The following is a 25646-nucleotide window of genomic DNA, read 5'->3' as shown; positions in this document are numbered from 1 at the left end:
GCAAGGTCAGAAGTAAGCCGGGCTAGCAAGCGTAATACAGCCTGGACCGGGAGCGCAGGCGTCCCGCCTGCATAAGCACCTTGATGCGGGCGGAGCGCCCGCGCTCCCGGGCAAAACCTCCGCTACTCCCGAGTAACGATTTAGAGAATGGTGCAGCCATTCCCAGCAAGACCCGAAGACAACAAAAACAACAGCCAGTACCAACCGGCACTTCAAGGTGATAACCGTAATGAACGCATTCTCTGCTTCAGAACAAGGCGCACTGATCTCCCGCTACGATGACATCTGGCTGGTTGAAGGTGCTCGCACTCCGTTCGCGGATTACACCGGCGTGCTGCGTGATGTTTCCCCTACCGATCTCGGCATTTATGCCGCTCGTGCGCTGTTGCAAAAGGTCAGCGAAAATACCGGCATGTCAGCCAATGAGGTCGACTTTATTGTCGCCGGTAACGTCGCCCAGGCCAGCTACGATGCTTTTTTTATGCCACGCCATGTGGGCTTGTATGCAGGTATTCCACAGTCAGCACCCGCGGTATTGGTGCATCGTCTGTGCGGCACCGGCTTTGAAGCCATTCTGACCGCCGCCGACCAGATCACGCAGGGCAAGGCCAAAGTCGCTCTGGTGGTTGGCACCGAATCCATGTCCCGTAACCCGATTGCTGCCTATACCCATCGTGCGGGTTTCCGCATGGGGCAGGTGGAATTCAAGGATTTCCTGTGGGAAGCCACCATCGATACCGCCCCCGGTATTGGCATGGGCAACACCGCAGAAAATCTGGCACTGCGTTACGGCATTACCCGCGCGGAAGTTGACGACTACGCTGCCCGCTCGTTCCAGCTGGCCGTTGCGGCTCAGCAGAGCGGCTACCTTGATGACGAAGTCGTCGGCATTCGTAACAGCGAATGGAGCCTTGAAGGCTACAACCCGCGCAAACTGAAACTGGCGGATCGCGCCGAGGCGTTTGAATCCGATGGCCACGTACGGCCAACCAGCAGTGAAATCCTGGCCAAACTGCGCCCCGCCTTTGGTGGTGTGCAGACCGGCGGTAACAGCTCGGCCATTGTTGATGGCGCAGCGGCGGTACTGGTCGTTCATGGCGATTACATGCGTGCCCACGGCCTCAAGCCGCTGGCACGTATCGCTGGCGGCTCGGTGGTAGGGGTACCACCGGAAATCATGGGCATTGGCCCGGCACCGGCGATCCGTTCCTTGCTGAACGATCGTGGTATGCAGGTCAACGACATCGCCCGCTACGAAATCAATGAAGCCTTTGGCGCCCAGGTGATTGCCTGTGAGCGCGAGCTGCAACTGGATCGGGAACGTCTGAATATCCACGGCGGCGCCATCGCAATCGGCCACCCGTTAGGGGTAACCGGTGTGCGCCTGACCCATACGGTGGCGCGCCAGCTGAATCAGACTGATGGACAATTTGCCATCTCCTCGGCCTGCGCCGGTGGTGGCCAGGGTATCGCCGTTCTTCTTGAGAAAGCAGTCTGAGACTGCTCGACAACTTGCAAGGTAAGCAATAATGAGTGACTACAAAGCACCGTTAAAAGACATGCTGTTCGCGCTCGATATGGTGCGTGAATACAACCAGCTCGACCAGGTCGAGTCGCTGGCTGAATACCCAGCTGACTTTGTCGCCACCATTCTTGATGAAGCCGGCAAGTTTGCCGCTGGTGAACTGTCACCCCTGAATGCTGTGGGCGATATGCAAGGCTGTCGTTTTATCGCTGACGGCGATGAAAAAGGCCAGGTGAAAACGCCGGACGGCTGGCAGAGTGCCTATCAGCAATTCTGTGACAACGGCTGGCTCGGCCTGGCGCTGCCAGCGGATTTCGGCGGCCAGCAGCTGCCGCGTTTTGTATCCATGCCCGTGCACGAAATGTGGCTGTCAGCCAACCTGTCGTTTGTGATGTTCCAGGCACTGACCCAGGGCTGCAGCGAAATTCTGATGCACTTCGGTACCGATGAGCAGAAAGCCAAATATCTGGAAGCCATCATCACCGGTCGCTGGAGTGTCACCATGGCGCTGACCGAACCGTCTGCCGGTTCGGATTTGGCCAACACCGTCACCAAGGCGATTCCGCAAGGCGACGGCACCTACAAGATCAAGGGCCAGAAAATCTTTATCACCTATGGTGAACACGATCTGACCGAAAACATTGTCCACCTGGTACTGGCCCGTACGCCGGATGCACCAGCTGGCAGCCGTGGTATTTCACTGTTTGCGGTACCCAAGTTCCGCATCAATGAAGACGGTTCGCTGGGCGAAGCCAACGACGTCGTCTGCAGCGGTATCGAACACAAAATGGGTTTGCACGGCAGCCCGACCTGCACCATGAACTACGGCGACAGTGATGGCTGTATTGGTGAGCTGATCGGCGCAGAGAACAAGGGCCTGATGGCGATGTTCGTGCTGATGAACGAAGCTCGCGTCAGTACCGGTATGCAGGGTGTGGCCTTCGGCGAACTGGGTTACCAGCACGCCCTCAACTACGCCATCGAACGCTCACAGGGCGCCCACTACCAGACTGGCGAACGGGTTGCCATCGTCCGCCACCCGGACGTTCAGCGCATGTTGCTGTCGATGGCCAGCCAGACCGCCGGTCTGCGTGCCCTCGGCTACTCCATTTCAGCCTGGATCGACCTGTCTGAACAGACCACTGACAAAAAGCAGGCCGCCATGCTGCGTGAACGCATCGCCCTGCTGACGCCAATCTTCAAGGCCTACGCCACCGAACAGGGCAACCTGATGGCCGGAACCTGTACCCAGGTTTACGGCGGCATGGGCTTTGTTGAAGAAACCGGCGTTGCCCAGTTTATCCGTGATGCCCGCATCACCACCATTTACGAAGGCACCACCGGCATCCAGGCGCGCGACCTGATGTTCCGCAAAATCCTCGGCGACCAGGGCGTTGCCCTGCAGAACCTGCTACGGCAGATCTCCAGCGATGCCGACCAGCTGCCTGCCGAATTGCAGGAACTGCGTGCCGGCCTGGTGTCTGCGGTGGCATCCATTCACGGCCAGCTGCGCACCTTGATGGAAATGGCTGGCAAACAAGCCGACCAGTGCCGCCTGCATGCCGGATCCGTGCCCATGCTGGAAGCCATGGGTCGTCTGTGCAGCGGCTGGCAATTGGCGCTAATGGCCAAACTGGCCCAGCAGCGCGTGGTCGACGGCAACGACGCCGGTTACCACGCCAATCAGGTAGCGCTGGCGAAGTTCTGGTTTGCCCATGGCATGCCACAGATTCATTCACTGCTGACCACAGTAGCCAACGCCACCGCCGGTCTCAGCGAATTTGATTTTATGGCTGATCGTTAAGCACGACCCAGTCATCGGCCAGCCGCGTCACGAGCGCCGCTGGCCAACCTGAATTACAGCAATAATCCAAAAACTCAGTGCGCCGCCGATAAACATAATCAGGGCGGTAGGGAGAAAAACCATGACTGCGGAATTCCGTCCGGTGGACGTCACCGCCCACAAGGTAACTGTTGAGTACCGCGACGACGGCAGCCAGATCATTCGGCCAGTCGGCGAGCTGGGCCAATACCCGGATCGTTTCACCGACTGCCTCGATCACTGGGCAGCCAAAACCCCCGACCAGCTGTTTCTGGCCCAGCGCCCATTGCAGGGTGCGGACCTCAATCACTGGGAAGCCATCAGCTACGCCGAAGCCCGTCAGCAAGTCCGTGCCATTGCCCAGTGGCTGTTGAATGTTCGTGTTGATGGCGAGCCACTGAGCGCCGAACGGCCCCTGATCATTCTGTCCGGCAACTGCAGCGAACACCTGCTGATCGCGCTGGCGGCCATGTACGTGGGCATTCCGTACAGCCCGATTTCGACCGCCTACTCCACCATTTCCACCGACTTCGGCAAGCTGCGCCATATCGCTGGTGTGATGACTCCGGGGCTGGTGTTTGCCGACAACCTTGGCCCTTACCGCGACGCCATCGACGCCGTATTCCCGGGCCTGCCCGTGGTATCTGTCATCACTGCCCACGGTGACGACGCACTGAAGAACCCGCTGAGCCGTTTCAGCGAACTGCTGGACACCGAAGTGACCGAGGCTGTCGACGTCGCCAACCGCGCCGTCACGCCAGACACCATCGCCAAATTCCTGTTCACTTCCGGCTCCACCGGCATGCCCAAAGGCGTTATCTGCCCGAACCGCATGCTGGCGTCGAACCAGGAAATCCTCGCCGACATCTTCAACTTCGTCCGCAAGGAACCGCCGGTACTGGTCGACTGGCTACCGTGGAACCACACCTTTGGTGGCAACCACAACGTTGGCCTGGCGATCTACAACGGCGGTTCGCTCTACATTGACCAGGGCAAACCAACACCAAAACTGTTGAAAGTGACGCTGGATAACCTGCGTGACGTCGCTCCGACCATCTATTTCAACGTACCAAAAGGCTACGAGCTGCTGGTACAGGCGCTGCGGGAAGACCGTGATGCCGCTGAAAACTTCTTCAGCCGCCTCAACGTCATGTACTTCGCCGGTGCCGGTATGGCCCAGCACGTCTGGGATGCGCTGGACCAACTGGCGATCGAAATCACCGGCAAGAAAGTGCCGATGATGACCGGCATGGGTTCAACCGAAACCGGCCCGGGCGCGCTGTTCGCCTCAATTGCAGAATGTGCTTCCGGCGTCGTTGGCACCCCGTCGCCAGGCTGTGAAATCAAGCTGATTCCCAACAGCGGCAAGATGGAAGCCCGCATCAAGGGTCACTCCATCACACCGGGCTACTGGCGCGATGAGGAAAAAACCCTCAAGGCCTACGACGAAGAAGGCTACTACTGCCTCGGCGATGCGCTGAAATACATCGACGAACAGCAGCCGAACCGGGGTTTCCGTTTCGACGGCCGGGTTTCTGAAGACTTCAAACTGGATACTGGTACCTGGGTCAGCGTTGGCGCCCTGCGTCAGCACACCATTCACCAGTGCGCACCGTACGTGCAGGACCTGGTCGTAGCTGGCCATGACCGCAGCTACATCTCTGTGCTGGTGTTCCCGGATCTGGCGCAACTGGCCCTGCTGACCGAACTGCCAGCCAGCACCGACGCCGAAACGCTGGTAAACCACCCACGTACCCGTGAAGTGTTTGCCGGTTTGCTGCAGGAAATGGCGGCGTCTTCAACCGGTAGCTCGACCAAGATCCAGCGTCTGATTATCGAAGCCAATCCACCACAACTGGACGCTCACGAAATCACTGACAAGGGCTCGCTGAACCAGCGTGCGATTCTGGAAAAACGGGTGGATTCGGTTGAGAAGCTGTACGCCGCGGAAATCGTTGAAGGCGTTATTGGGCTGAAGTAATAGGCACAGCACGAGCGTCCGGCGCCAATATCTGCATTCCTGAGCTTGTTTCAGGATCCATACGGCCTGTATTTGGCAAAGCTGTATGGATCCCAAATCTCGCAAGCTCGTTTGGGAAGACGGTGGAGTTTATACCCGTCATCCTGAACGCGTAGCGATTCAGGATCCATACGGCCTGTATTTGGCAACGCTGCATGGATCCCAAATCTCGCAAGCTCGTTTGGGAAGACACTGTAATTTGCTGGCGTCCGGCGTCTGGGGCCCCAACCCGGGCATGAATACCCGTCTTCCTGAGCTTGTCTCAGGATCCATACGGCCTGTATTTGGCAAAGCTGCATGGATCCTAAATCTCGCAAGCTCGTTTGGGAAGACGCTGTAATTTGCTGACGTCTGGCATTAAAAAAGGAGCTACAGATGTTTATCAACCAGCGCAAGCTCACCATCGAATGGGGTGACTGTGATCCGGCCGGTATCGTGTTTTACCCACGCTACTTCGCCATGTTTGATGCTTCGACCATGTTCCTGATCAACGCGGCCACCGGTAAAACCAAACCCCAGCTGATCAGTGAATATGACGCGGTCGGCTGGCCGATGGTCGATACCCGGGCGCAGTTTTTTATCCCGTCACGCTTCACCGATGAAGTCGTGATTGAAAGCCAGGCAACGGAAATTCGCCGTTCCAGTTTTGATATTCGCCATCGCTTGCTGAAAGGCAGCAAGCTGGCCATAGAGTGTACCGAGACCCGCGTATGGGTGACCCGTGATCCGGAAGATCCGGCCAAAATTCATTCTGTGCCCTTGCCGGATACCATGGTTGAAGCGCTGCGCGCAACCAACCCGGCGTTCTGACAATGGCCAGCGGCTAATGAATTGATCGACTCATCCAGTCGTCAACCGAGCGACGATAGTGCTCCCATACTCTGGACTGTCGCTTCTTGCCCGATCTCTTTGTAGTGGGAGATCGGGCTTTTTTAGCGCCGCAGATCCAGTGCACCAGGTAGGAGGGAGTTTATTCCCGACCGCGAAACTCAAACAAAACGCTGCTGGCCATCCCAGTCACGATAATTAAACACCTGACCTTCACTACGCACCCGCGCCAGCTCAGCCAGATCCAGATCGGCGTAACACCAGCCCGGTTCATTCAACGGTGTCTGGGCAACAATGCCATCGGCAGGAAATCCATAAGCCACCGGCGCAAACACCCCGGCAGCACCGTTGTTTTCATCAATCGCTGGCGACCATTCGGCATTACCCACCGTCGGTGACTGCACCACAAAACACTGGTTTTCCAGCGCCCGCGCCCGACAGCCAATCTGTACCCGATGGAATCCGGCCAGCGTATCCGTACAGGACGGTACCAGAATCAGATCTGCGCCTTGTATCACCTGCTGGCGGGCAAACAAGGGGAATTCCGAGTCGTAACAGATGTTCACCGCGATCTTGCCAAACTGCGTCTCGAACACCCGCAAGGCGTCACCGGAAGCAATGCCCCACTGCTCGTTTTCAAAGCGGGTCATTTGCAGCTTGTCCTGCCAGTCGATGGCACCGTCCGGCATCAGCAAATAACAGCGATTGACATAGCGTTCGGATTCCAGCCCCTCATCCAGTAGCACCGGAAAAGTCCCGGCGCAGATCAACACGCCGAATTCCCTGGCCAGATTGCTGAAATGGGCGACAAATCCTTCATGCAGATTTTGCAGCTGCACCAGCTGTTCGGTCAGCGACTGATACACCTCAGCCGCAAACAACGACGCCAGCTCCATCGAAAAATACTCCGGGAACACCAGCACCTGCGCGCCCTGCTGCGCCGCTTGTTCTACCCAGCTGCGGATTTTGTCGAGCCAGGCCTGGCGGCTGTCCAGATAACCAACCTCATAGGCGGCGCTTGCTACACGAATCTTGCTCATAGTCTTCTAACAGTCGTTTATAAATCGGGTTTTCGTTTTGTTCACATGGGTCATGTTGGGCATGCCCCAACCTACCTGTCACGCCCCGCAGGATGGGCCGTGCCCATCGCCCAACCGGGGTAATGTTGGGCGCAACCTAACCGCCTGTCACAGCGGCTTGAGCCAAAACATCATCGGGTGTTCGGTTGCAGTCTGCTGATCAATGTCTTTCCAGGGATAACTGGCCTGCAGGTCCGGCCGTGGCGCATAACCAAAGTGGCGCCAGATATCGTCCAGCGGCACATAATCCGCGGGTTTTAATGGATGGTTTGCAGGCCGTACCACGCCACAAAAGCAGATGGTTTCAAAACCACCGAGTGAACGGACATAAGCTTCACGGCCGGCGAAAAATCCCTTGTAGATGCCCTGGCCACGGTACTTTGGCAGCAGCACGGATTCTCCACAATAGAACAGCCGTTCGGTATTAATCCCGGCTGCTTCAAACGGTACGCGAAATTCATCGTTCTCGTCAGCCATCGGCACGCCAGTCGAAGCGCCTACAACCTGCTGCCCTGCTGGCAAGTTGTGATCCAGCGCCAATACCGCCATGGCGTTGCCGGATGCCAGATAGGTTTGCAGATAATCCTGTTCGTAGGCTTCGCTGCCATCATACAAATAGGGGTAGTCGCGGAAGATCTGAATACGCAGCCGGGCAAGATCGTTCACGTAGGCGTCGAGCTCACGGCCGGATACGGTTTGCAGCACCACTGTCATGCTTGGCTTCCTGTCTGGGCGGTTATTTGGAGACTAAACGGTCTCAAACAGCGCCTGTAGAAGCAACAAGAGCGGCTCTGAAAAGAGTTTTGCGGCATGCAAATGCCAACACTGACGGTTACGGAGAATAACCGCCAGTGCTGGATTTACGCCAATTGGACCCACATCCCTATGGGCACCTTCACTTACTCAGCGCAAGTGAAGCTGTCAGCAGAGTCGACATCGCCACTGCCGTTATAGCGAGCGACCTGCGGGAAAGGACACAGCGGACGAGTACGGTCAGCGGCCCAATCTTCAGGAATTTCGCTGTTTTCGCCGCCCACATTGCCGGTACCACGCGCAGTGGCAATGATTTCCTGCGGTGCTTCACCCTGTTCTACCCAGGCCACCAGTGGGCTCAGCATGTCGAACTGGTCAGTCGCCGGACCGCCACTGCAGTGGCCCATGCCAGGCACTGGATACAAACGGGCAAACTCTTCGGCATCACCCGTGGTTGCTTCCAGCGAGGTCAACCAGGCTTCAGTATCATCAATCGAGAAGATGGCATCAGAAACCCCGTGGTAAACCATGATCTTGGCGCCGCGGTTTTTCAGTGTGCTCATATCTTCCGGTGACGGCGGTGCCATAAAGGACATGGCCGATTCGGTGTACAGCTCGGTGGTGGTTTCGGTGTTGGCTGCCAGCTCATCGAGGTCTGAAGTCAGGGCAAAATCAGAGCCGTTGAAGTTAGCGATGTTGAAATCGGCCAGATCCACCGGTGGTGCATTGAAGATCATCGCCACCGCACCGGAGTCCAGATTCAGCGGCGCATAGGTTTCCCAGAACATCACACCGGACGAATTGATACCGGTATCAAACGGGAAGGAGGAGTAAATGGTTTCGCCCGTAGAAGTCTGTGGACCGGCAAAAATCTGTGCAATCACCTCTTTCTGCTGTTCGGTCAGACAAGTGCCATCACGACCGGATTCACAGGTTGGCACATCGGTGTCCAGATCAAAGGCTTCCTGACAGGCCTTGTGATCCTGCACCATGCCATCTTCCAGACCATCCAGGCTGTCGCACTGAGCCAGAATCTGTTCCGATACCAAAGTTCGTTCTTCGGCAGTGAAAGCCGCATTGAGGTTGGAAGCTTCGGTGTCATCAACGGAAGCGTAAAGCTGTGCACCAGCGATGCTGGCCACGGCGGCTTTTGGCAAACGATAGCCCGGTGCGCCGACCAGGAAGCCGTCATACATATCGGCATAACGGGTTGCCGCCACCATGGTGTGGCGACCACCGTTGGAGCAGCCACCAAAATAACTGCGGTCCGGCGCCTTGCCATACACCTGTTCGATGATCGACTTGGCCATTGGCGTCAGCTTGGCAACCGCCTGATAACCATAGTCCAGACGCGCTTGGGGATCATAACCAAAGGTTGGAATACCCGGCGAGTGGCCAGCGTCGGAGCTGATCACGGCAAAGCCCTTCGCCAGCGCACCGGTTACCGGGCCGCCACCCAGGGCTCCTTGTGCTGTTACCACCGAGCCATCCAGACCACCGTTGGCCTGATAATAGAAACGGCCATTCCAGTCTTTCGGCAAACGCAGCTGGAAACCGATGGCGTAATCCTTGCCGTCAACCTCACTGGTCCGCGGATACATGGAACCGGTAACCAGACAGTGTTCAGCAATGTCATGACCACCCAGAGTCAGGTCGCCAGCCGCAACGGTGGATACCGAGTCGATGGTGGTGTTTTCAAACGTCAGCACGCCACTCAGACCATCACAACTGGCTGTGAGTGTTTGAGCAGTAGCAGCGCTAAGCTGCGGAATGGATTTATTGGAAGATTTGTTATCGTCAGAGCCGCAACCGACCAGGCTGGCTACCAGAATGGCAGCGCCCAGGGTCGCGTACGCGCGCGTACCAGGCTTGTTCATTTTTATTATGCTCCATCAGAATTGCATTGTTATTGTTTTATGCAACAACAATTGTTTGCCTTACCAATGCCATCATCCAATAAGTTTTTCGCAAATAGCCATTGGTATTACGCTCATATTCAAGCCATATATATCAATATTGATATGTATAAATTTCCATAAAAATCAATAATGTATAGTTTCGAGACAGAGTCATAGAAAGATATAAATAAAATCGAATCAGTCCTGATTTAACCCACATCCATAATTGACGTTTAAATATAATCAACTACAGAAAATGACAGATTAACCAGAAATAGACCCACAAGATTTTTATGGTTTCAAAGGCGCAGGAAGCCCTGCCAGGGTTGCTGTCGGACAACCGGGTCGGGATCTGGTGGCAGCAGGAAATGGGTAACCAGGAGTTGCAGCGTCAGGGCATTAACGCCCTGACCAGCAGGATCAGCCTTTTGCCGAACCTGCGCACAAGCGAGAGAGAATATCGATCAGCAGGTCTTTTTCACCCGGGCGCAGCACGCCTTCGAGCGCGTGTTCGTGCTGCAATACCCGTTCAACCAGGCGGTCGTAAAAGGCCTCACCATTGGCAGTCAGGTAAAGGGCATAGGAACGGCGATCATTCTGGGACGGACGACGTTCAACCAGATCCTTTTTTTCCAGCCGATCAACCGCCGATACCATCGCCGAGCGGTCATTACCCATTGCCTGGGCGATCGCGGTCTGGGTGCGACCGGGATTCTGTTTAACCAGGACCAGTACGCCAAATAATCCGGGGCTGATCCCCAAATCATTACAGGCGTCGGCAAAGCTGTTGAAAAATACCAGCTGGGCGCGGCGCAACCGGTAACCAATCAATTCATGAAGAATGCCGAAATCCAGTGAGTCAGCATGGGAGTCTGAAGCAGCCATTGGCGAAATACTTGTCTGTGGCGGGAAAAATCCGCGAAATAGTAACAAACCGATACAGCGAAAACATCAAACGGCTGGTTAATTGCGTCAGCCTGATTTAAACAGCAGTACTATTTGCCAAAATGCAGCTTTAAAAAACGCTATTCAAACCGTCATACCGGTTCAATTTATTATTGGAATCAGTCCGACAATCATCGGCAGGGTGAGCCACCCGCGAGCACAATCCGGGCGGCTCATTTATAGAGGCTGCCAGCCTGACGGATTCCGGTGCCGGGAACCCGCCAGCCTCACAGCTTCAGACAAGCGGCTTATTTACCAACCTGTTTCTGGTACTTGCTGATCAGGCCGTTGGCTTCGTCATACAGACGCTTGCCTTCCGGGCCCATGTCGGCAATCCAGTCATCGGTGACAGACTGCATGGCGTCTTGCCAGCGTTTAACTTCGGTTGCAGGCAGACTGTAGAAGCTGTTGCCGTTTTTCTTGGCAATGTCATAACCCCACTGTTCAGACTTGTCGAACAGCTGGCCGATGTGTTGTGACAGTTCGATACCTGAGTTGTTATCGATCACTTTTTGCAGATCAGCAGGCAGGCTCTCATAAACCTTTTTGTTCATGCTGAAGATAAAGAACTGGGCGTACAGACCACGCTCGCCCTTGATTTCAGTATGGTTAGTTGCCAGCTCATAGATTTTCATTGGCGCGACAACTTCAAATGGCAGTGCAGCGACATCCAGAATGCCTTTTGACAGTGCGCTGGTCATCTGGGTTACCGGCATAAAGATCGGGCTGGAACCAACATTGCTGAAAGCTTCCGCCATCGCCTTGTTTGGTGCCCGCACTTTCATGTCGGCCAGGTCATCCATGGTTTTGATCATTTTGTTGCGGGAATGCAGCGACCCCGGAGCATGGGTATGGAGCGCCAGCACGTGGACGTCGGCCAGCTCTTTCTGCATTTCCTTGCTGCCGTATTCCTGGATCGCCATGCTGGTTACTTCAGCACTGGTCGCCATGAACGGCAGTTCAAAGACTTCGCCTTTCGGGAAACGGCCCGGCGTGTAACCAGCCACAGTCCAGCTGATATCAACAACGCCCTTGCGCACCTGGTCGAACAATTGTGGTGGTTTGCCGCCCAGCTGCATGGCTGGATAAACCTCAATATCGATACGGCCGTTGGATTCCTTTTTGATTTTCTCAGCCCATGGAGCAAGGAAGTCACGGTGAGCCATCGACATCGGCGGCAGGAAATGGTGGAGCTTGAAAGTGTATTCGGCAGCTGCGTTGGCACCAGCAGCAGACAAGCTACCGGCAGCAATCCCCAGGGAAAGCAGCAAAGTCTTCATTTTCATTGTGTTAATACCTTGTTGTTTTTATAAGTGTTATGACGCTACCGCCAGACCAACCCGACAGTACCATCAAGGTTGGCCTGGCGACTGCAGGCTCATCATTAACGCATGGAACCCTCACCCGCACGTGCCTTCGTACGGCCGACAGCCTCCGATAAAACAGCTCAGGCTCCGGCTATATCAGTTTTCCAGTTGCTTCTGATACTTGCTGATCAGAGCGACCGCCTTGTCATATAAACGCTGGCCATCATCCATGCTCTTGATCCATTCTGCCGTCACCGGACGGGTACGCTCTTTCCAGCGTGCCACTTCTGCCTCAGGCATGGTGTAGAACTTGTTGCCGTTCTGCACTGCACGTTCGCGACCAACCTCATCATTCTCGTCGTACAGGCGTCCGATCTTCTGGGCCAGCTCGATACCTGAGTTATTGTCGATCACTTTCTGCAAATCTGCAGGCAGACTTTCGTATGCCTTCTTGTTCATGCTGAACACAAAGAACTGGGCATACAAACCACGATCACCCTTGATCTCGGTGTGATAGGTGGTTTGTTCGTAGATTTTCAGTGGTGCAACCACTTCAAATGGCAGTACAGCCACGTCCAGCACACCTTTCGACAGCGCGCTGGTCATCTGGGTTACCGGCATAAAGATCACGCTGGAGCCCGTGTCTTCAAACACCTTGGCCATCGCCTTGTTCGGTGCACGGACCTTGAGATCTTTCAGATCATCAATGGTTTTGATCAGACCGTCGCGGGCATGCAGCGCACCAGGCTTGTGAGTATGCAAGGCTAACAGGTGTACGTCTGACAGTTCATCCTGCATTTCCTGCTCAGCGTATTCCTGCAGCGCCATGCTGGTGATTTCAGCGTTGGCAGGGATAAATGGCAGCTCAAACACGCCACCTTTCGGGAAACGACCCGGGGTGTAGCCTGCAACGGTCCAGGTGATGTCAGCAACGCCCTTGCGGGCCTGGTCAAACAGCTGTGGTGGCGTGCCACCCATCTGCATGGCCGGGAAAATATCAATCTTGATACGACCGTTAGATTCCTTCATCACCTTTTCAGCCCAGGGCTGCAGGAATTTGGTATGCGCAGCAGCCATTGGTGGCAGCATGTGATGAAGTTTGAAAGAGTATTCGGCTTCGGCAGCCTGAGCAGTGGCAGTCACCATACCGCCCAGCGTGATTCCCGCTGACAGCAACAGCGTTTTGATTTTCATTGTGAGGCCCTGAATTATTTTTATAAGTAGTAGCCAGTGTCTTCCCGGGCAGGGTTGGTCTTCCATCAGAACACTGAGCCTGGAACCGAGTTTCTGTTGGTATATTGTTTAAGTCAACAACAGTTATTTCCATATACGACTACGAAAGTGCCTATACAGGGTCCATCAGGGGTCATACATATAATGACAAAAACCTGTTTTTTACTTTATTTATCAAAGGGTTAATAAACCAACACTCTGCTTCTCGGGAAATATGCAACATTTCACGCCAAACTGCTTTCCGGGCCCAGGTGTGAATGATTTTCACAAAGCTCTTGAACATTGTTGCAATGCCAAACTATATTTCTGACCAACAAACATAACCAACAATAACAAACGCAAATTCGTTCAAAGTATCCAGCTCCGGTCAGCCAAGGCACTACCAGGGTTGTTTGCAGTCAAAACTGTCCAGTGGCCAGAGCACGGCCATCAGCCAGAACCACAACGTTATCGATACAAAATAAAAACGGAGATAACCATGAATTTCGAACGTCTGAACCCGCTTACTGGCGAGGTTGCCAGCACCGCCGTAGCCATGCAGGCCAGCGACATTGCTGCCGTCACCGCCACTGCCCAGAAAGGCTTTAAAGCCTGGTCAGAAATGGGTCCTAACGCCCGTCGTACTGTCCTGATGAAAGCCGCCGATGCGCTGGCTGCCCGTCAGGCCGATTTCATCGATGCCATGGCTAACGAAATTGGTGCCACCGCGGGTTGGGCCGGTTTTAACGTGATGCTGGCGACTTCCATGCTGCGTGAAGCCGCCTCCCTGACGACGCAAATTTCTGGTGAAATCATTCCGTCTGACAAGCCTGGCTGTCTGGCCATGGCCGTGCGTCAGCCTGTTGGTGTGATCCTCGGCATTGCGCCGTGGAACGCGCCGGTAATCCTTGGCGTTCGAGCAGTATCCACAGCGCTGGCGTGTGGTAACTCGGTGATTCTGAAGTGTTCTGAAATCTGTCCACGGACTCACTCGCTGATCATTGAAGCCCTGGCTGAAGCCGGTTTCCCGGAAGGTACCGTGAACTACGTAACCAACGCGCCCGCTGATGCTGGCGAGGTGGTTGGCGCCCTGATCGACGCGCCGGAAGTGAAACGCATCAACTTCACCGGTTCTACCGAAGTCGGTCGCATCATCGCCAAGCGTGCCGCTGAGCACCTGAAGCCCTGTCTGCTGGAACTGGGCGGCAAGGCTCCATTCGTTGTACTGGAAGATGCTGACCTCGACGAAGCTGTGAAAGCCGCGTCTTTCGGTGCCTACATGAACCAGGGTCAGATCTGTATGTCGACCGAACGTCTGGTGGTGGTTGAGTCTGTGGCTGAAGCCTTCGCTGCCAAACTGGCAGAGAAAGTTGCTTCCATGAAGACCGGCGACCCACGTGAAGGCAACACCCCGCTGGGTGCCGTGGTGGATCTGAAGACCGCTTCCAAGGTTAACGACCTGATCGACGACGCCGTTGCCAAAGGCGCCACCCTGCTGACCGGCGGTAAAGCCGATTCCGTGCTGATGCCAGCCACGCTGCTGGGCAACGTCACCAAGGAAATGCGCATTTACAGCGAAGAAAGCTTCGGACCGATTTGCGCCATGATCATCGCCAAGGACGAAGCGGATGCAATCCGCATCGCCAACGACAGCGAATACGGTCTGAGCGCGTCCGTGTTCACCCAGAACACCGCTCGCGGTATGAAAGTGGCCAAGCAGATCCATTCCGGTATCTGTCACATCAACGGTGCCACCGTCCACGACGAAGCCCAGATGCCATTCGGTGGTGTTGGCGCGTCCGGTTACGGCCGTTTTGGTGGCAAGGCGGGTATCGACCAGTTCTCTGAACTGCGCTGGATCACCATGGAAACCGAGCCGAGCCACTATCCAATTTAAACACTGGCCAATTTAAAACTGGCCAATTTAAAACTGGCCAATTTAAAACTGGCCGATCTAAACGGCGGCCAGGCTAAAGACTAACCCGACCGTCTGATCTCGTCCGTGCGCTGGCCGTGGTATGACCAGCGCGCTGTCAGGCCATGATCAGGCGGCTAAACAACAAGAATCCAATAAGGTTTTTGCTATGAGCATTTACGAAAAAGACATCCCGCAGGACGAAATCGATACCGTTGCCTACGAAGTTTCCAACGGCATCGCCTGGGTCAGCTTTAACCGCGCAGAAAAGCGTAACTGCATGAGCCCAAAACTGAACCGTCAGATGATGCGTGTACTGGACAAGCTGGAATTCGATCCGGAAGTCAGCGTACTGGTACTGACCGGTGAAGGTACTGCCTGGACGGCCGGTATGGACCTGAAGGAATACTTCCGTGAAAACGAAGGTAAAGGCCTGGGTGCGACCCGTGGTGCCCAGCGTGAATCCTACGGCTGGTGGCGTCGTCTGCGTTGGTACCAGAAGCCAACCATCGCCATGGTCAACGGCTGGTGCTTCGGTGGCGGTTACGGCCCGCTGTACGCCTGTGACCTGGCGTTCGCGGCTGAAGACGTTCAGTTCGGTCTGTCTGAAATTAACTGGGGCATCCTGCCTGGCGGCGGCGCGACCAAGGTGGCTACCGACCTGCTGTCGTTCCGTAACGCCATGTACCACTCCATGATGGGCGAAAACATCACTGGCAAGACTGCTGCTGAATGGGGCCTGATCAACGAAGCCGTGCCAGCTGACCAGCTGAAGGCTCGCGTGACTGAAGTGTGTGAAGTCCTGAAAGCGAAAAACCCGGTTGCCCTGAAAGCCACCAAAGACGCCGTTCGTCGCGTGCAGGAAATGACCTACGACAACGCTGAAGACTTCCTGGTACGTGCTCAGGAAGCGGCCAACTTCTTCGACAACGACGGTCGCAAGGAAGGCATCAAGCAGTTCATCGACGACAAGACCTACAAGCCAGGTCTGGGGGCTTACGACAAGTCCAAGCAAGGCAAGTAAGCAGAGCAAATAATTAAAGCTCGACAGCAAGACCCTTAACCGGTGTTGAGTCGGTAAACATGAACATCTGTTAGACAGACTCCACCGGTAACCTGATTTTTAACCATCGGCCTGCGGCTACCGCACCAGGCCGGTGGACAAGAGCCGCACCTCAGCGCAAGCGGCCAACCCGGCTACAAAACTTCACAGCAAAAAATGAACACTCAAAGATCGCGATAACGATAACAAGCGCGACAGGAGCCAATACCATGACCACCGACTTTCACCCGGTTGATGTTCGCTGCCCGGCCGTCAACGTAGAACATCGCCCCGACGGCACCCAGCTGGTTACACCGATCAATGATCCGGTTGAATACCCGGAGAAAATGGGTGCCAGGCTGGTGCAATGGGCCGAACAAACGCCAGACACCCTGTTTGTTGCTGAACGCACAGCCGCAGGCCACTGGCGCAAGCTGACCTACGCCGAGACGCTGGCGGAAGTCCGCAAAATTTCCCAATGGCTGGTTGATTATCGTATTGATGGCCAGCCGCTGAGCCAGGAAAACCCGATCATAATGCTGTCAGGCAACAGCATTGATCATCTGTTGCTGGCGCTGGCTGCGATGCATGTCGGCATTCCGTATGCACCGATTTCGCCAGCCTACTCAACCGTTTCCACCGACTTCCAGAAACTCCGTTACATCGTTGAGCTGCTGACGCCAGGACTGCTGTTTGTCGATAACCTCGGCCCTTACCGCGATGCCATCGACGCCGTGCGACCAGCCAACTGTGGTGTGATCGCCGTCCACAATGAACATGCCATGGACGGCATCGACTATGACGTCACCCCGTATGCAGAGCTGCTTGCCACTGAAGCGACGGCGGCTGTCGAGGCTGCGTTTGATCAGGTTGGCCCCAAAACCATCGCCAAATTCCTGTTCACTTCCGGCTCCACCGGCATGCCCAAAGGCGTTATCAACACCCAGCAGATGATCTGCTCGAACCAGTGTCTGATTCGTTCTGTATTCCGTTTCCTCGAGAGCAAGCCACCCGTCATCATTGACTGGCTGCCGTGGAACCACACCTTTGGTGGCAACAAGAACATCGGTCTGGTGCTGTATAACGGCGGCACCCTGTATATCGACAACGGCAAACCAACGCCACGGGATATTCACAAGACCCTGGTCAACCTGCGCGAAATCGCTCCGACCCTGTACTTCAACGTACCCAAAGGCTACGAGCTGTTGGTCACCGAACTGCAGCAGGACGACGAACTGGCGAAACACTTCTTCAGCCAGCTCGACGTGATGTTTTTTGCCGGTGCCGGTCTGGCCGCTCACGTCTGGGCCCAGCTGGATGAACTGGCGATCCGTCACACCGGCCACAAAGTCCCCATGCTGACCGGCCTTGGCGCCACAGAAACCGGCCCATCGGCGATGTTTGCATCGGTAGAGGAAAGCGCGTCAGGGGTAGTGGGCGTACCGGTCCCGGAAACCCAAATCAAACTGGTGCCTAACGCGGGCAAGCTGGAAGTTCGCGTCAAAGGCCCAAGCGTAACGCCGGGCTACTGGCGCGAGCCAGAGAAAACCGCCGCCGCCTACGACGAGGAAGGTTATTACTGCCTCGGCGATGCATTGAAGTACATTGATGAAAACAACCCGAACCGGGGCTTCCGCTTTGACGGCCGGGTATCGGAAGACTTCAAGCTCGACACCGGCACCTGGGTCAGCGTCGGCATGCTGCGCCAGCAGGTGATTCACCACTTCGCGCCTTATGTGCAGGATCTGGTGATCGCTGGCCATAACCGCAGCTATCTGTCGATGCTGGTATTCCCGGATCTGGCCCAACTGGCGAAACTGACCGAACTACCGGAAGGCACCGACTCGCAAACCCTGATCGACCATCCACGGACTCGCGAAGTCTTCCAGAACCTGCTGGCCGACATGGCCGCAGTTGCCACCGGCAGCTCCAATAAGGTACTGCGGATGACACTGGAATCCGTACTGCCAGCACTGGATGCTCATGAGATCACCGACAAGGGTTCCATCAATCAACGGGCGGTACTGGAAAACCGTGCCGCCACCGTTGAAACCCTCTACACCGATGCAATCTCGCCCCGCGTGATTGGCTTGAAGTAAGACCGCATCAAGAGGAGTGAACACCTCGATCGCAGACAGGTGTTCACTCTTGCAATACGGACATTATGTGCGTTGGGGTAACCCCCGGATGCTGTAACCCAAACAGCGATGTTGGCCCGGTCTGTTTGTAGTGGGGTGATCAGTTTTTTTGTTCCTTGACCGTAGCCATTCCCGACTGCACCTGACGACCCTGTCGTTTGTGCTGGAGCATGGAGAAGAGTAAGCAATATCCATAGAAACACGGTAGCAGATCACAAATTCAGAATCCGGGCCTGCTGCTTCGGTACGTAGGCCTCGACTCGTTAACAGGCTCTAATTTTTTCCCGAACATTATCAATAGACTCCCTGCCCTTTTCACGCATTCAAGGAAGTGGCAAATGGCAGATATATTGGTATCCAGACGAGCGGGACGTGCACAGGATATTCTGGGATTTTTACCGGAATCCGACCTCAATCAGGTTTGCACTGCCAACGCGCTATCCCGCAACAGCTGGGTGCTTCCCGGTACACCCGTATCACTCTCAGCCGATGGTTACTCCACCGAGGTCGCGGCTAGCTTCAATACACTGACACCCGCAGAAAAAAGTACTCTACAGCAGCTGGTGGCCTACACAGATAGCGAGTCCATCGCATTGGCAGCCTTTATCAATCGCTATTTCAGTGATAAAAACCTGCAACGTCTGGATCGGGTCATAAAGCAGTTTTCCTCCCTAGGGTCATCCTCTTCAAGCCAGTCCCAATCTAATGCCGATAGCTATGCATCAATGAACAGCATGATTGGCGCTGCGGCCACCGCCGCCGGTGAACGCCTGAGTCAATTCGAACAAGTTGTTCTGACATATCAGGTGGCCCTTAATCGTGTAACAAAGCTGAGCGGCTCAGGCTACGGACGCGGTCATGCAGAACAGCTAACCAAAGCCAAACGGCTGGCTCGACTGGCATACGAAAAGCTGCAAACCGCTTACCCCAAAGAACTCGCCCGCTACGCACCTCTGGCTATTCAGGGAAAAAATCGCGGCGATGCACTGGCCGGCTATCAGCGCGGCATTACGCTGGCCGAGCGAGCAGCAACATCTTCCAAAGGCAGCCATCGACTGAATATCGTCTCTAAAGTACAGGCTTCTGAACTGGGTAAAGCCAGTAAGACCATCAACCATCTTGGTACGGTCGCTCTGGCCGTTGATGCAGGCCTACGAGTTAATAAAGTTCACGATGTAGCTGAGAGTGGTGGCGACTGGATGCGGGAAAGCGCCAAACAAGTCACTGGATTTGGCACTGGTGCTGCTGTCGGAACGGCAACAGGCAGGGTAACATTCGCCGCTGGAATGGCTGGGGCTGGCTGGGTTGCCGCGCAAGCGGGCTTAACTCTGGCAGGGCCGGTAGGCTGGGCTGTTATGGGCGTGGTTTTTGCCGGTAGTTTAGTGGCGGGCTATTTCGCAGGACAAGCAGCCGATAACTTTGGCCAAGAAAAAGCGGCATCAATATACGACAGCCAATGATTGTAGATTTCATATACAACTGGGTCGGCGGACTCTCAATGCTGATCTTTTTGGTCAGCTGGGTCCTTTTTGCGCGCCTGTCTGTCCCTGCGATTGACCGGCGAATGATAGCTGATGGCCATGATCGTGCTTGCCGCTGGGACCAGTTGGGAATGCGAACCTTCTGGATTGCCACTGCGGTTGCCTTCCCGTTCGGAAGCATTCTGAATAACAAATACGATCCCTCTATAGATGGTGAAACGGTTCACCAATATGGCCGTCGCTTTGACAGAGCCTTGGCTCTGATTCTGTCTCTTTCTGGCCTGATCTTCATTGTGATTTTGCTACTTGGGCTACTACTGGGCTGGGACCAGTAGTACGTCACACTCAACATACTTCCCGTAGCAGAGATACTACACAGCGCCAAATACCGATACTGAAGGACATGTGGTCGCAAACTATCTTATGGCTGCCGTGGAACCACACCTTTGGTGGCAACAAGAACATCGGTCTGGTGCTGTATAACGGCGGCACCCTGTATATCGACAACGGCAAACCAACGCCACGGGATATTCACAAGACCCTGATCGACCATCCACTGACTCGCGAAGTATTCCAGAACCTGCTGGCCGACATGGCCGCAGTCGCAACCGGCAGCTCCAACAAGGTACTGCGGATGACGCTGGAATCCGTACTGCCAGCACTGGATGCTCATGAGATCACCGACAAGGGTTCCATCAACCAACGGGCGGTACTGGAAAACCGCGCCGCCACCGTTGAAACCCTCTATACCGGTGCAATCGCGCCCGGCGTGATTGGCCTGAAGTAAGCCCGACGGACGTCAGGCGCCTGTACTCCACCCCGGAGTTCAGACGCCCGATTGCCGAACCTGCACTTCCGACTCCCCCTCGACATCACGTCAATTCTTGCGATACTGCCCGCCCGCCTGTACAACCAGAGCGTCACTGAATCACTGTCGATGGGAGTTCGTATGTCTGCGCTGAAACTCAACTACCAGATCCTGGGTGAAGGCAAACCCTTGCTGATCCTGCACGGACTATTTGGCATGTTGCAGAACTGGGGCGCCCAAACCAAAGCCCTGGCGGACCAGTTTCAGGTCATCGCCGTTGATATGCGTGATCACGGCCGTTCGCCCCACTCTACTGAAATCAGTTACCCGCTGATGGCCGCCGACCTGCGCCAGCTGATCGCCGATCTGGGTTATGACAAGGTCGATTTGCTGGGTCATTCGATGGGCGGTAAAGCCGCCATGCAACTGGCTTGTGAAGCCGACACCCCGATCGACCGTTTGATCATCGCCGACATCGCTCCGGTCAGTTATCCCAACCACCACAGCAGTGTGTTTGCAGGCCTCAAAGCCGTTGATACCAGTACTCTCAAGTCACGTCAGGATGCTGACAAGATACTCGCCGAACACATTCCCGAAGCGTCCGTGCGAGCCTTCCTGCTGACCAACCTTTACCGCGATGGCAGCCAGTTTGGCTGGCGTATGAACCTGCCGCTACTCGACCAGTACTACAGCGAAATCAGCAAGGCACCACAGCTGCAACAGCCGTTCGAACGGCCAACCCTGTTTATCAAGGGCGGCAACAGCGACTACATAGTGCCGCAATACCAACAGGAAATTCTGCGCTGGTTCCCCAACGCCAGTTACAAGATCATCGCCGGGACCGGCCACTGGCCACATGCCGAAAAGCCGGAGTTGTTTACCAGTCTGGTACGGCGGTTTTTGACGGAGGCTGTGCAGGTCGGATAAACCCGCGCTGCAAGAGCCATCCGACAAGGGGTGGCTTCCCCCACAATCAAAAAGCCCACACTCAAAAACTGAAATCCACCGTCTGCAGCAACCGGTAATACTCACCGGCTTTCGGGGCCTGGCTGGCAGCCTGCTGCAGCTTGAGCAACAAAACGTCTTTTTCAGCAATCACAATTGACGGTCCTTCCAGTGCCATCAGCGACAGAAACAGATAATCCTGCACCGTGACCCAGTGATCCCAGCCGTCGGCATGCTGATCAAACCAGTGCGCCACCTCAACGGGGTTATGAGTCCAGGCCAGCAGGATCAGCTCACCCACTTCAATCTCGGTCGCGCCATCATTTTGCTGCCACAGCTGCAGCGCCTGACGGACGCCTTGCTGAATTTCCGTGGTATTGGTCGATTGCAGCTGTTGCCGTGCTGCCGCAATGTCATCAGCGGCAGCAGGCAACGCCAACAGGGAACAACAGATAAACAGATAGCAGCAGCGGATCAGACGCATGGGATTCTCCAGATAAAACGACCACAGCAGCAGGCTGCATCCGGCAACACTGCTGCGGCATTATAACCATATAAATCTTATGGTTTTATTATCCAACTGTTATCAATACCTTACTGTTTCACGACCTTGCTGCTGCACTATAAATCGAGGCCGAACTCGCCAGCGCTCTGATCCAGCCCGATCACCCACTCGCGAATAAATTCGCGTACTTTCTGGCTGTCTGGCCGTTCACTGTCTTGCGCCCGGGACCACAGGGCAATATCGCGGCGAGCACCCTGCTGGTCTGTCAGCTGGATCAGCTGCTCCGGGGCAATTTCGCCAGTCATCAAGGCCAAGCGGGCCGGTAAACGCACCAGTAAATCGGTGCTGTTGAGCAGCTGGATTACCGACCGAATACCGCCGGTAAAGGCAATACGGGCGGCTTGCTGGGCACCGGGATCTTCGATATTGGAGAGAAAACCGGCACTGGCTCCGGCAATCAGCCAGCGCTGTTGCTGCAGTTCTTCGGTGGTCAGAGGCCGTTGCAGTCCCACCAGCGGCGATTTTTTACCGGCAAACACACCGGAGCGGTCGCGGAACACCACTTCCCGTTCCAGACTGCCTTGAACGACCGATAGATGCGCCGGAGCCAGCAGGAAATCCAGCTCGCCGTTTTGCATCCATTCCATCTGGGTCGCTGCCGAGCCCACCCGGCAATGAAATACGTAGCGTTTCTGGTCGAGCAAGCGGCGGGTCATATCCGCCACGGTGGCGTATTCCCACAAGGGGTCGATGCCAATGGCAAACTGGTTGTCGTAACCCGAATGCCACTGCCGGATCACTTCGTCGCCCTGCTCGGTTTCGGCCAGAATCCGTTCGCCAATTTGTGCCAGCCGGGCACCGATATCCGTCGGTGTGACGCCATACCGGGTACGCTTGAGTAAGGGTGCGCCGACGCGCTGTTCCAGCTGCTGCAAGGCACGGGTCAGGGTCGGTTGGGTAATAAACAGCTGCTCGGCAGCGGCCGAGATTGACCCCTGTTTCACCACCACCGCCAGCTGTTTGAGAAGGTTGGGATTCATATATGCGTTTTCTTTGTATCTGAATCTAAAAACCGATTTTTCCTGATAACTCAGTGCAGGTACAGTGGAATTGTTGATTTAAAAATAACCACAACCTGATTTGACCTGGCAGCGGCGAACACGCCCTTTGCAAGCTCAGCAGCTTTCTCTGGAGGCACCATGCAATTCCATCAAAACGGCTTTCACCCTGGCGACCCACGTTATTCAGACCCACAGGATGCGGTGGTGGCTCCACCGATCAAGCGGCCCATGCCCAAGGAAGTGGACGTCCTGATCGTCGGCTGTGGCCCTGCCGGTTTGAACATGGCTGCCCAGCTGTCGCAGTTCGGCAATATCTCGGTAGCGATTGTTGATCAGAAAGACGACCGTCTGCTGGTTGGTCAGGCCGATGGTATCGCCTGTCGCACCATCGAAATGTTCCAGGCCTACGGCTTTGCCGATCAGATTATTCAGGAAGGTTATCAGGTGAACGAAGCCGCCTTCTGGAAACCGGATGCCGACAAGCCGTTCGAAATCGCTCGCTCTGGCAAGGTCGCGGACGTCGCTGACGATCTGTCAGAAATGCCCCACCTGATCATTAACCAGGCCCGCGTACACGATGAATTCCTCAAAGTGATGCAGCAGTCTGCCATCAAGCTGGAGCCGCATTACCAGCGCAAGCTGCTGAGTCTGGAAGTCGGTGATGCCAGCGCAGAATACCCGGTGACCGTGCAGCTGGAACGGATGGTGAACTTCTCCCAGTACAGCCAGGAAATCGAAACCGTCAAAGCCAAATACGTGATCGGCTGTGACGGTGCCCGTTCGGCCGTACGCAGCGCCATCGGCAAGGAACTGGTGGGCGACCCGCTGAACCAGGCCTGGGGCGTGATGGACATTCTGCTCAACACCGACTTCCCGGACATTCGCCTGAAGTCGCTGATCCACTCCAACAACGAAGGCAACATGCTCATTATTCCGCGCGAAGGCGGCTACATGGTGCGCATGTATGTGGAACTCGACAAGCTGAAGGAAAACGAACGGGTCGCCCGTGACCAGATGACCGCTGAGGTACTGATCGCCGCTGGTAACCGCATTCTGGCGCCGTACAGCATCGACGTGAAGCAGGTGGCCTGGTGGTCGGTGTATGAAATTGGCCAGCGTATTACCACCGCCTTTGACGATTCTACCGACGACCGCGCTGCACGCGTATTCCTCGCCGGTGACGCCTGTCATACCCACAGCCCCAAAGCTGGTCAGGGTCTGAACACCTCGGTGATGGACACCTGGAATCTGGGCTGGAAACTGGCCCACGTATTGACTGGCCGTGCCGATGAAAGCCTGCTCACCACCTACTCTGCCGAGCGGCGTGAATACGGCCAGGCGCTGATCGACTTCGACCGCAAGTTCTCCGCCATGTTTTCCGCCAAGCCGAAGTCGGCCGAGAATCCGGACGGTGTTGACCCGGCCGAATTCCAGCGCTACTTCCAGCTGTTTGGTGAATACACTGCCGGGGTATCAATCCAGTACCGGCCATCCATTATGGTCAGTGATGGCATCCATCAGGAACTGGCCACCGGCCTGACGGTTGGCAAGCGCTTCCACTCAGCCCCCGTGGTGCGTCAGGGTGACGCCAAGCCGGTCCAACTGGGTCACTGCCACACCGCCAACGGTGCCTATCGGGTGTACGCCTTTGCCGGTAACGCCGCGCCATTCTCGGCCGACTGTGGCGTCAAGGCGCTGTGTCACTTCCTCGCTGAAGATGCCGCTTCGCCAGTGAAGAAATACACCCCGGCAGGCGCTGAGATGGATTCCATCATCGACGTACGGGCGGTGTTCCAGCAGCACCATCAGGAAGTGAACACAGCGGATATTCCAGCCGCTCTGGCGCCGCTGAAAGGCACTCTGGGTCTGCGTGATTACGAGAAAGTGTTCTGCGCCGATAACCGTCCGGTTTCCTCTGGCGGTGGCAAGGACATCTACGAGATGCGCGGCATCAACCGTGAACACGGCTGTATCGTGATTGTCCGCCCGGACCAGTACGTGGCGGAAGTACTGCCACTGAACGACTACGCCGGTCTGAGCCAGTTCTTTGCTGGCGTATTGAAGTAAGCAAGACAGCGGATAGCGTGGGCAATGCCCGCGCTATCACTTCTCCCAGTGAAATACCGTCATTCATGCGGGAGCGCGGGCGTCCCGCCCGCACCAAGCCGTTATGCAGGCGGGACGCCTGCGCTCCCGCTCCAGACTAAATGGATTAAGCGAACAAGATTACGCAAGCCAAATCACCTTCGAAAACGCCATCTGCCAGGCTGGCTCTGTCTGTCTCAATCTGAGACGGCGTCTCTTGCTGCAACAGCAACATTCGCCAAATCCTTCATCTAAAAACCCATAACCATTTGTTTTT

The 25646-nt window shown here is 55.6% G+C and carries 20 protein-coding genes; 12 read left to right on the top strand and 8 right to left on the bottom strand.

All coding sequences use genetic code 11. The annotated features are described in order from the left end of the window. The first annotated feature begins 229 nt into the window (after positions 1-229). The 4 genes from K6123_RS03265 to K6123_RS03250 all read left to right on the top strand — a co-directional run bounded on the left by K6123_RS03265 (position 230) and on the right by K6123_RS03250 (position 6177). Complete coding sequence (locus tag K6123_RS03265) at positions 230-1498, top strand: thiolase family protein (protein WP_221794042.1); 1269 nt, start codon at positions 230-232, stop codon at positions 1496-1498. 31 nt (positions 1499-1529) lie between these two features. After that, on the top strand, positions 1530-3329 hold the full coding sequence (locus K6123_RS03260) for an acyl-CoA dehydrogenase family protein (protein ID WP_221794040.1): 1800 nt from the start codon (positions 1530-1532) through the stop codon (positions 3327-3329). A gap of 121 nt (positions 3330-3450) precedes the next feature. Beyond that, the gene (locus K6123_RS03255; protein ID WP_221794038.1) at positions 3451-5328 is read left to right on the top strand and encodes a feruloyl-CoA synthase; all 1878 of its coding nucleotides are present in this window, start codon (positions 3451-3453) and stop codon (positions 5326-5328) included. A 414-nt stretch (positions 5329-5742) separates the two neighbouring features. Beyond that, a complete protein-coding gene (locus tag K6123_RS03250) occupies positions 5743-6177 on the top strand; it encodes an acyl-CoA thioesterase (RefSeq protein ID WP_221794036.1) in 435 nt (144 codons plus the stop codon). 179 nt (positions 6178-6356) lie between these two features. Here the strand turns inward: K6123_RS03250 and K6123_RS03245 are convergent, their stop codons facing one another. The 6 genes from K6123_RS03245 to K6123_RS03220 all read right to left on the bottom strand — a co-directional run bounded on the left by K6123_RS03245 (position 6357) and on the right by K6123_RS03220 (position 13371). Beyond that, a complete protein-coding gene (locus K6123_RS03245) occupies positions 6357-7235 on the bottom strand; it encodes a carbon-nitrogen hydrolase family protein (protein WP_221794034.1) in 879 nt (292 codons plus the stop codon). Positions 7236-7382: 147 nt separating this feature from the next. After that, complete coding sequence (locus tag K6123_RS03240) at positions 7383-7988, bottom strand: GNAT family N-acetyltransferase (protein WP_221794032.1); 606 nt, start codon at positions 7986-7988, stop codon at positions 7383-7385. Positions 7989-8173: 185 nt separating this feature from the next. Next, positions 8174-9904: a tannase/feruloyl esterase family alpha/beta hydrolase gene (locus tag K6123_RS03235; RefSeq protein ID WP_221794030.1), complete on the bottom strand. Its 1731-nt coding sequence runs from the start codon at positions 9902-9904 to the stop codon at positions 8174-8176. A 441-nt stretch (positions 9905-10345) separates the two neighbouring features. Continuing rightward, positions 10346-10810 carry a MarR family winged helix-turn-helix transcriptional regulator gene (locus tag K6123_RS03230; protein WP_221794028.1) on the bottom strand — a complete coding sequence of 155 codons (465 nt, stop codon included), beginning with the start codon at positions 10808-10810 and terminating at the stop codon, positions 10346-10348. Positions 10811-11118: 308 nt separating this feature from the next. Further along, the gene (locus K6123_RS03225; RefSeq protein ID WP_221794026.1) at positions 11119-12156 is read right to left on the bottom strand and encodes a TRAP transporter substrate-binding protein; all 1038 of its coding nucleotides are present in this window, start codon (positions 12154-12156) and stop codon (positions 11119-11121) included. 177 nt (positions 12157-12333) lie between these two features. Further along, positions 12334-13371, bottom strand: coding sequence for a TRAP transporter substrate-binding protein (locus K6123_RS03220; RefSeq protein WP_221794024.1), 1038 nt, complete (start codon positions 13369-13371; stop codon positions 12334-12336). Between the two features lie 517 nt (positions 13372-13888). On the opposite strand from K6123_RS03220, the gene K6123_RS03215 reads away from it, so the two are divergent. From K6123_RS03215 to K6123_RS03185, 7 genes are all read left to right on the top strand, one after another. After that, positions 13889-15286: an aldehyde dehydrogenase gene (locus K6123_RS03215; RefSeq protein ID WP_221794022.1), complete on the top strand. Its 1398-nt coding sequence runs from the start codon at positions 13889-13891 to the stop codon at positions 15284-15286. A gap of 187 nt (positions 15287-15473) precedes the next feature. Further along, positions 15474-16328, top strand: a complete 855-nt coding sequence (locus tag K6123_RS03210) for a p-hydroxycinnamoyl CoA hydratase/lyase (RefSeq protein ID WP_221794020.1) — start codon at positions 15474-15476, stop codon at positions 16326-16328. Positions 16329-16576: 248 nt separating this feature from the next. Further along, entirely contained in the window at positions 16577-18445 is a 1869-nt protein-coding gene (locus tag K6123_RS03205) for a feruloyl-CoA synthase (RefSeq protein ID WP_221794018.1), read from the top strand. A gap of 377 nt (positions 18446-18822) precedes the next feature. Next, positions 18823-19944, top strand: coding sequence for a hypothetical protein (locus tag K6123_RS03200; protein WP_221794016.1), 1122 nt, complete (start codon positions 18823-18825; stop codon positions 19942-19944). Next, the gene (locus K6123_RS03195) at positions 19941-20300 is read left to right on the top strand and encodes a hypothetical protein (RefSeq protein ID WP_221794014.1); all 360 of its coding nucleotides are present in this window, start codon (positions 19941-19943) and stop codon (positions 20298-20300) included. The genes K6123_RS03200 and K6123_RS03195 overlap by 4 nt, the downstream gene beginning before the upstream one ends. Before the next feature lie 68 nt (positions 20301-20368). Next, positions 20369-20752, top strand: a complete 384-nt coding sequence (locus K6123_RS03190; RefSeq protein WP_221794012.1) for a hypothetical protein — start codon at positions 20369-20371, stop codon at positions 20750-20752. Between the two features lie 162 nt (positions 20753-20914). Further along, positions 20915-21700 (top strand): alpha/beta fold hydrolase, encoded by a 786-nt coding sequence (locus tag K6123_RS03185; RefSeq protein WP_343223951.1) that lies wholly within the window; start codon positions 20915-20917, stop codon positions 21698-21700. A gap of 61 nt (positions 21701-21761) precedes the next feature. Here K6123_RS03185 and K6123_RS03180 read toward each other — a convergent pair whose 3' ends face one another. Together K6123_RS03180 and K6123_RS03175 are read right to left on the bottom strand one after the other, a co-directional pair. Next, positions 21762-22202, bottom strand: a complete 441-nt coding sequence (locus tag K6123_RS03180) for a hypothetical protein (RefSeq protein WP_221794010.1) — start codon at positions 22200-22202, stop codon at positions 21762-21764. Positions 22203-22339: 137 nt separating this feature from the next. Continuing rightward, positions 22340-23263 (bottom strand): LysR family transcriptional regulator, encoded by a 924-nt coding sequence (locus K6123_RS03175; RefSeq protein ID WP_221794008.1) that lies wholly within the window; start codon positions 23261-23263, stop codon positions 22340-22342. 159 nt (positions 23264-23422) lie between these two features. Here K6123_RS03175 and K6123_RS03170 point away from each other — a divergent pair, with 159 nt between their 5' ends. Beyond that, positions 23423-25351: an FAD-dependent monooxygenase gene (locus K6123_RS03170; RefSeq protein ID WP_221794006.1), complete on the top strand. Its 1929-nt coding sequence runs from the start codon at positions 23423-23425 to the stop codon at positions 25349-25351. Positions 25352-25646: the final 295 nt, after the last annotated feature.

It is taken from the genome of Oceanobacter mangrovi, from assembly GCF_019740315.1.
Classification (GTDB): domain Bacteria; phylum Pseudomonadota; class Gammaproteobacteria; order Pseudomonadales; family Oceanobacteraceae; genus Oceanobacter; species Oceanobacter mangrovi.
This window is presented reverse-complemented; position numbering and strand designations above follow the sequence as displayed.

What these genes read in the sequence shown, in the direction of transcription:
- K6123_RS03265 (WP_221794042.1), top strand. Translation starts at nt 230, where the DNA reads ATGAACGCATTCTCTGCTTCAGAACAAGGCGCACTGATCTCCCGCTAC.
- K6123_RS03260 (WP_221794040.1), top strand. Translation starts at nt 1,530, where the DNA reads ATGAGTGACTACAAAGCACCGTTAAAAGACATGCTGTTCGCGCTCGAT.
- K6123_RS03255 (WP_221794038.1), top strand. Translation starts at nt 3,451, where the DNA reads ATGACTGCGGAATTCCGTCCGGTGGACGTCACCGCCCACAAGGTAACT.
- K6123_RS03250 (WP_221794036.1), top strand. Translation starts at nt 5,743, where the DNA reads ATGTTTATCAACCAGCGCAAGCTCACCATCGAATGGGGTGACTGTGAT.
- K6123_RS03245 (WP_221794034.1), bottom strand. Translation starts at nt 7,235, where the DNA reads ATGAGCAAGATTCGTGTAGCAAGCGCCGCCTATGAGGTTGGTTATCTG.
- K6123_RS03240 (WP_221794032.1), bottom strand. Translation starts at nt 7,988, where the DNA reads ATGACAGTGGTGCTGCAAACCGTATCCGGCCGTGAGCTCGACGCCTAC.
- K6123_RS03235 (WP_221794030.1), bottom strand. Translation starts at nt 9,904, where the DNA reads ATGAACAAGCCTGGTACGCGCGCGTACGCGACCCTGGGCGCTGCCATT.
- K6123_RS03230 (WP_221794028.1), bottom strand. Translation starts at nt 10,810, where the DNA reads ATGGCTGCTTCAGACTCCCATGCTGACTCACTGGATTTCGGCATTCTT.
- K6123_RS03225 (WP_221794026.1), bottom strand. Translation starts at nt 12,156, where the DNA reads ATGAAAATGAAGACTTTGCTGCTTTCCCTGGGGATTGCTGCCGGTAGC.
- K6123_RS03220 (WP_221794024.1), bottom strand. Translation starts at nt 13,371, where the DNA reads ATGAAAATCAAAACGCTGTTGCTGTCAGCGGGAATCACGCTGGGCGGT.
- K6123_RS03215 (WP_221794022.1), top strand. Translation starts at nt 13,889, where the DNA reads ATGAATTTCGAACGTCTGAACCCGCTTACTGGCGAGGTTGCCAGCACC.
- K6123_RS03210 (WP_221794020.1), top strand. Translation starts at nt 15,474, where the DNA reads ATGAGCATTTACGAAAAAGACATCCCGCAGGACGAAATCGATACCGTT.
- K6123_RS03205 (WP_221794018.1), top strand. Translation starts at nt 16,577, where the DNA reads ATGACCACCGACTTTCACCCGGTTGATGTTCGCTGCCCGGCCGTCAAC.
- K6123_RS03200 (WP_221794016.1), top strand. Translation starts at nt 18,823, where the DNA reads ATGGCAGATATATTGGTATCCAGACGAGCGGGACGTGCACAGGATATT.
- K6123_RS03195 (WP_221794014.1), top strand. Translation starts at nt 19,941, where the DNA reads ATGATTGTAGATTTCATATACAACTGGGTCGGCGGACTCTCAATGCTG.
- K6123_RS03190 (WP_221794012.1), top strand. Translation starts at nt 20,369, where the DNA reads ATGTGGTCGCAAACTATCTTATGGCTGCCGTGGAACCACACCTTTGGT.
- K6123_RS03185 (WP_343223951.1), top strand. Translation starts at nt 20,915, where the DNA reads ATGTCTGCGCTGAAACTCAACTACCAGATCCTGGGTGAAGGCAAACCC.
- K6123_RS03180 (WP_221794010.1), bottom strand. Translation starts at nt 22,202, where the DNA reads ATGCGTCTGATCCGCTGCTGCTATCTGTTTATCTGTTGTTCCCTGTTG.
- K6123_RS03175 (WP_221794008.1), bottom strand. Translation starts at nt 23,263, where the DNA reads ATGAATCCCAACCTTCTCAAACAGCTGGCGGTGGTGGTGAAACAGGGG.
- K6123_RS03170 (WP_221794006.1), top strand. Translation starts at nt 23,423, where the DNA reads ATGCAATTCCATCAAAACGGCTTTCACCCTGGCGACCCACGTTATTCA.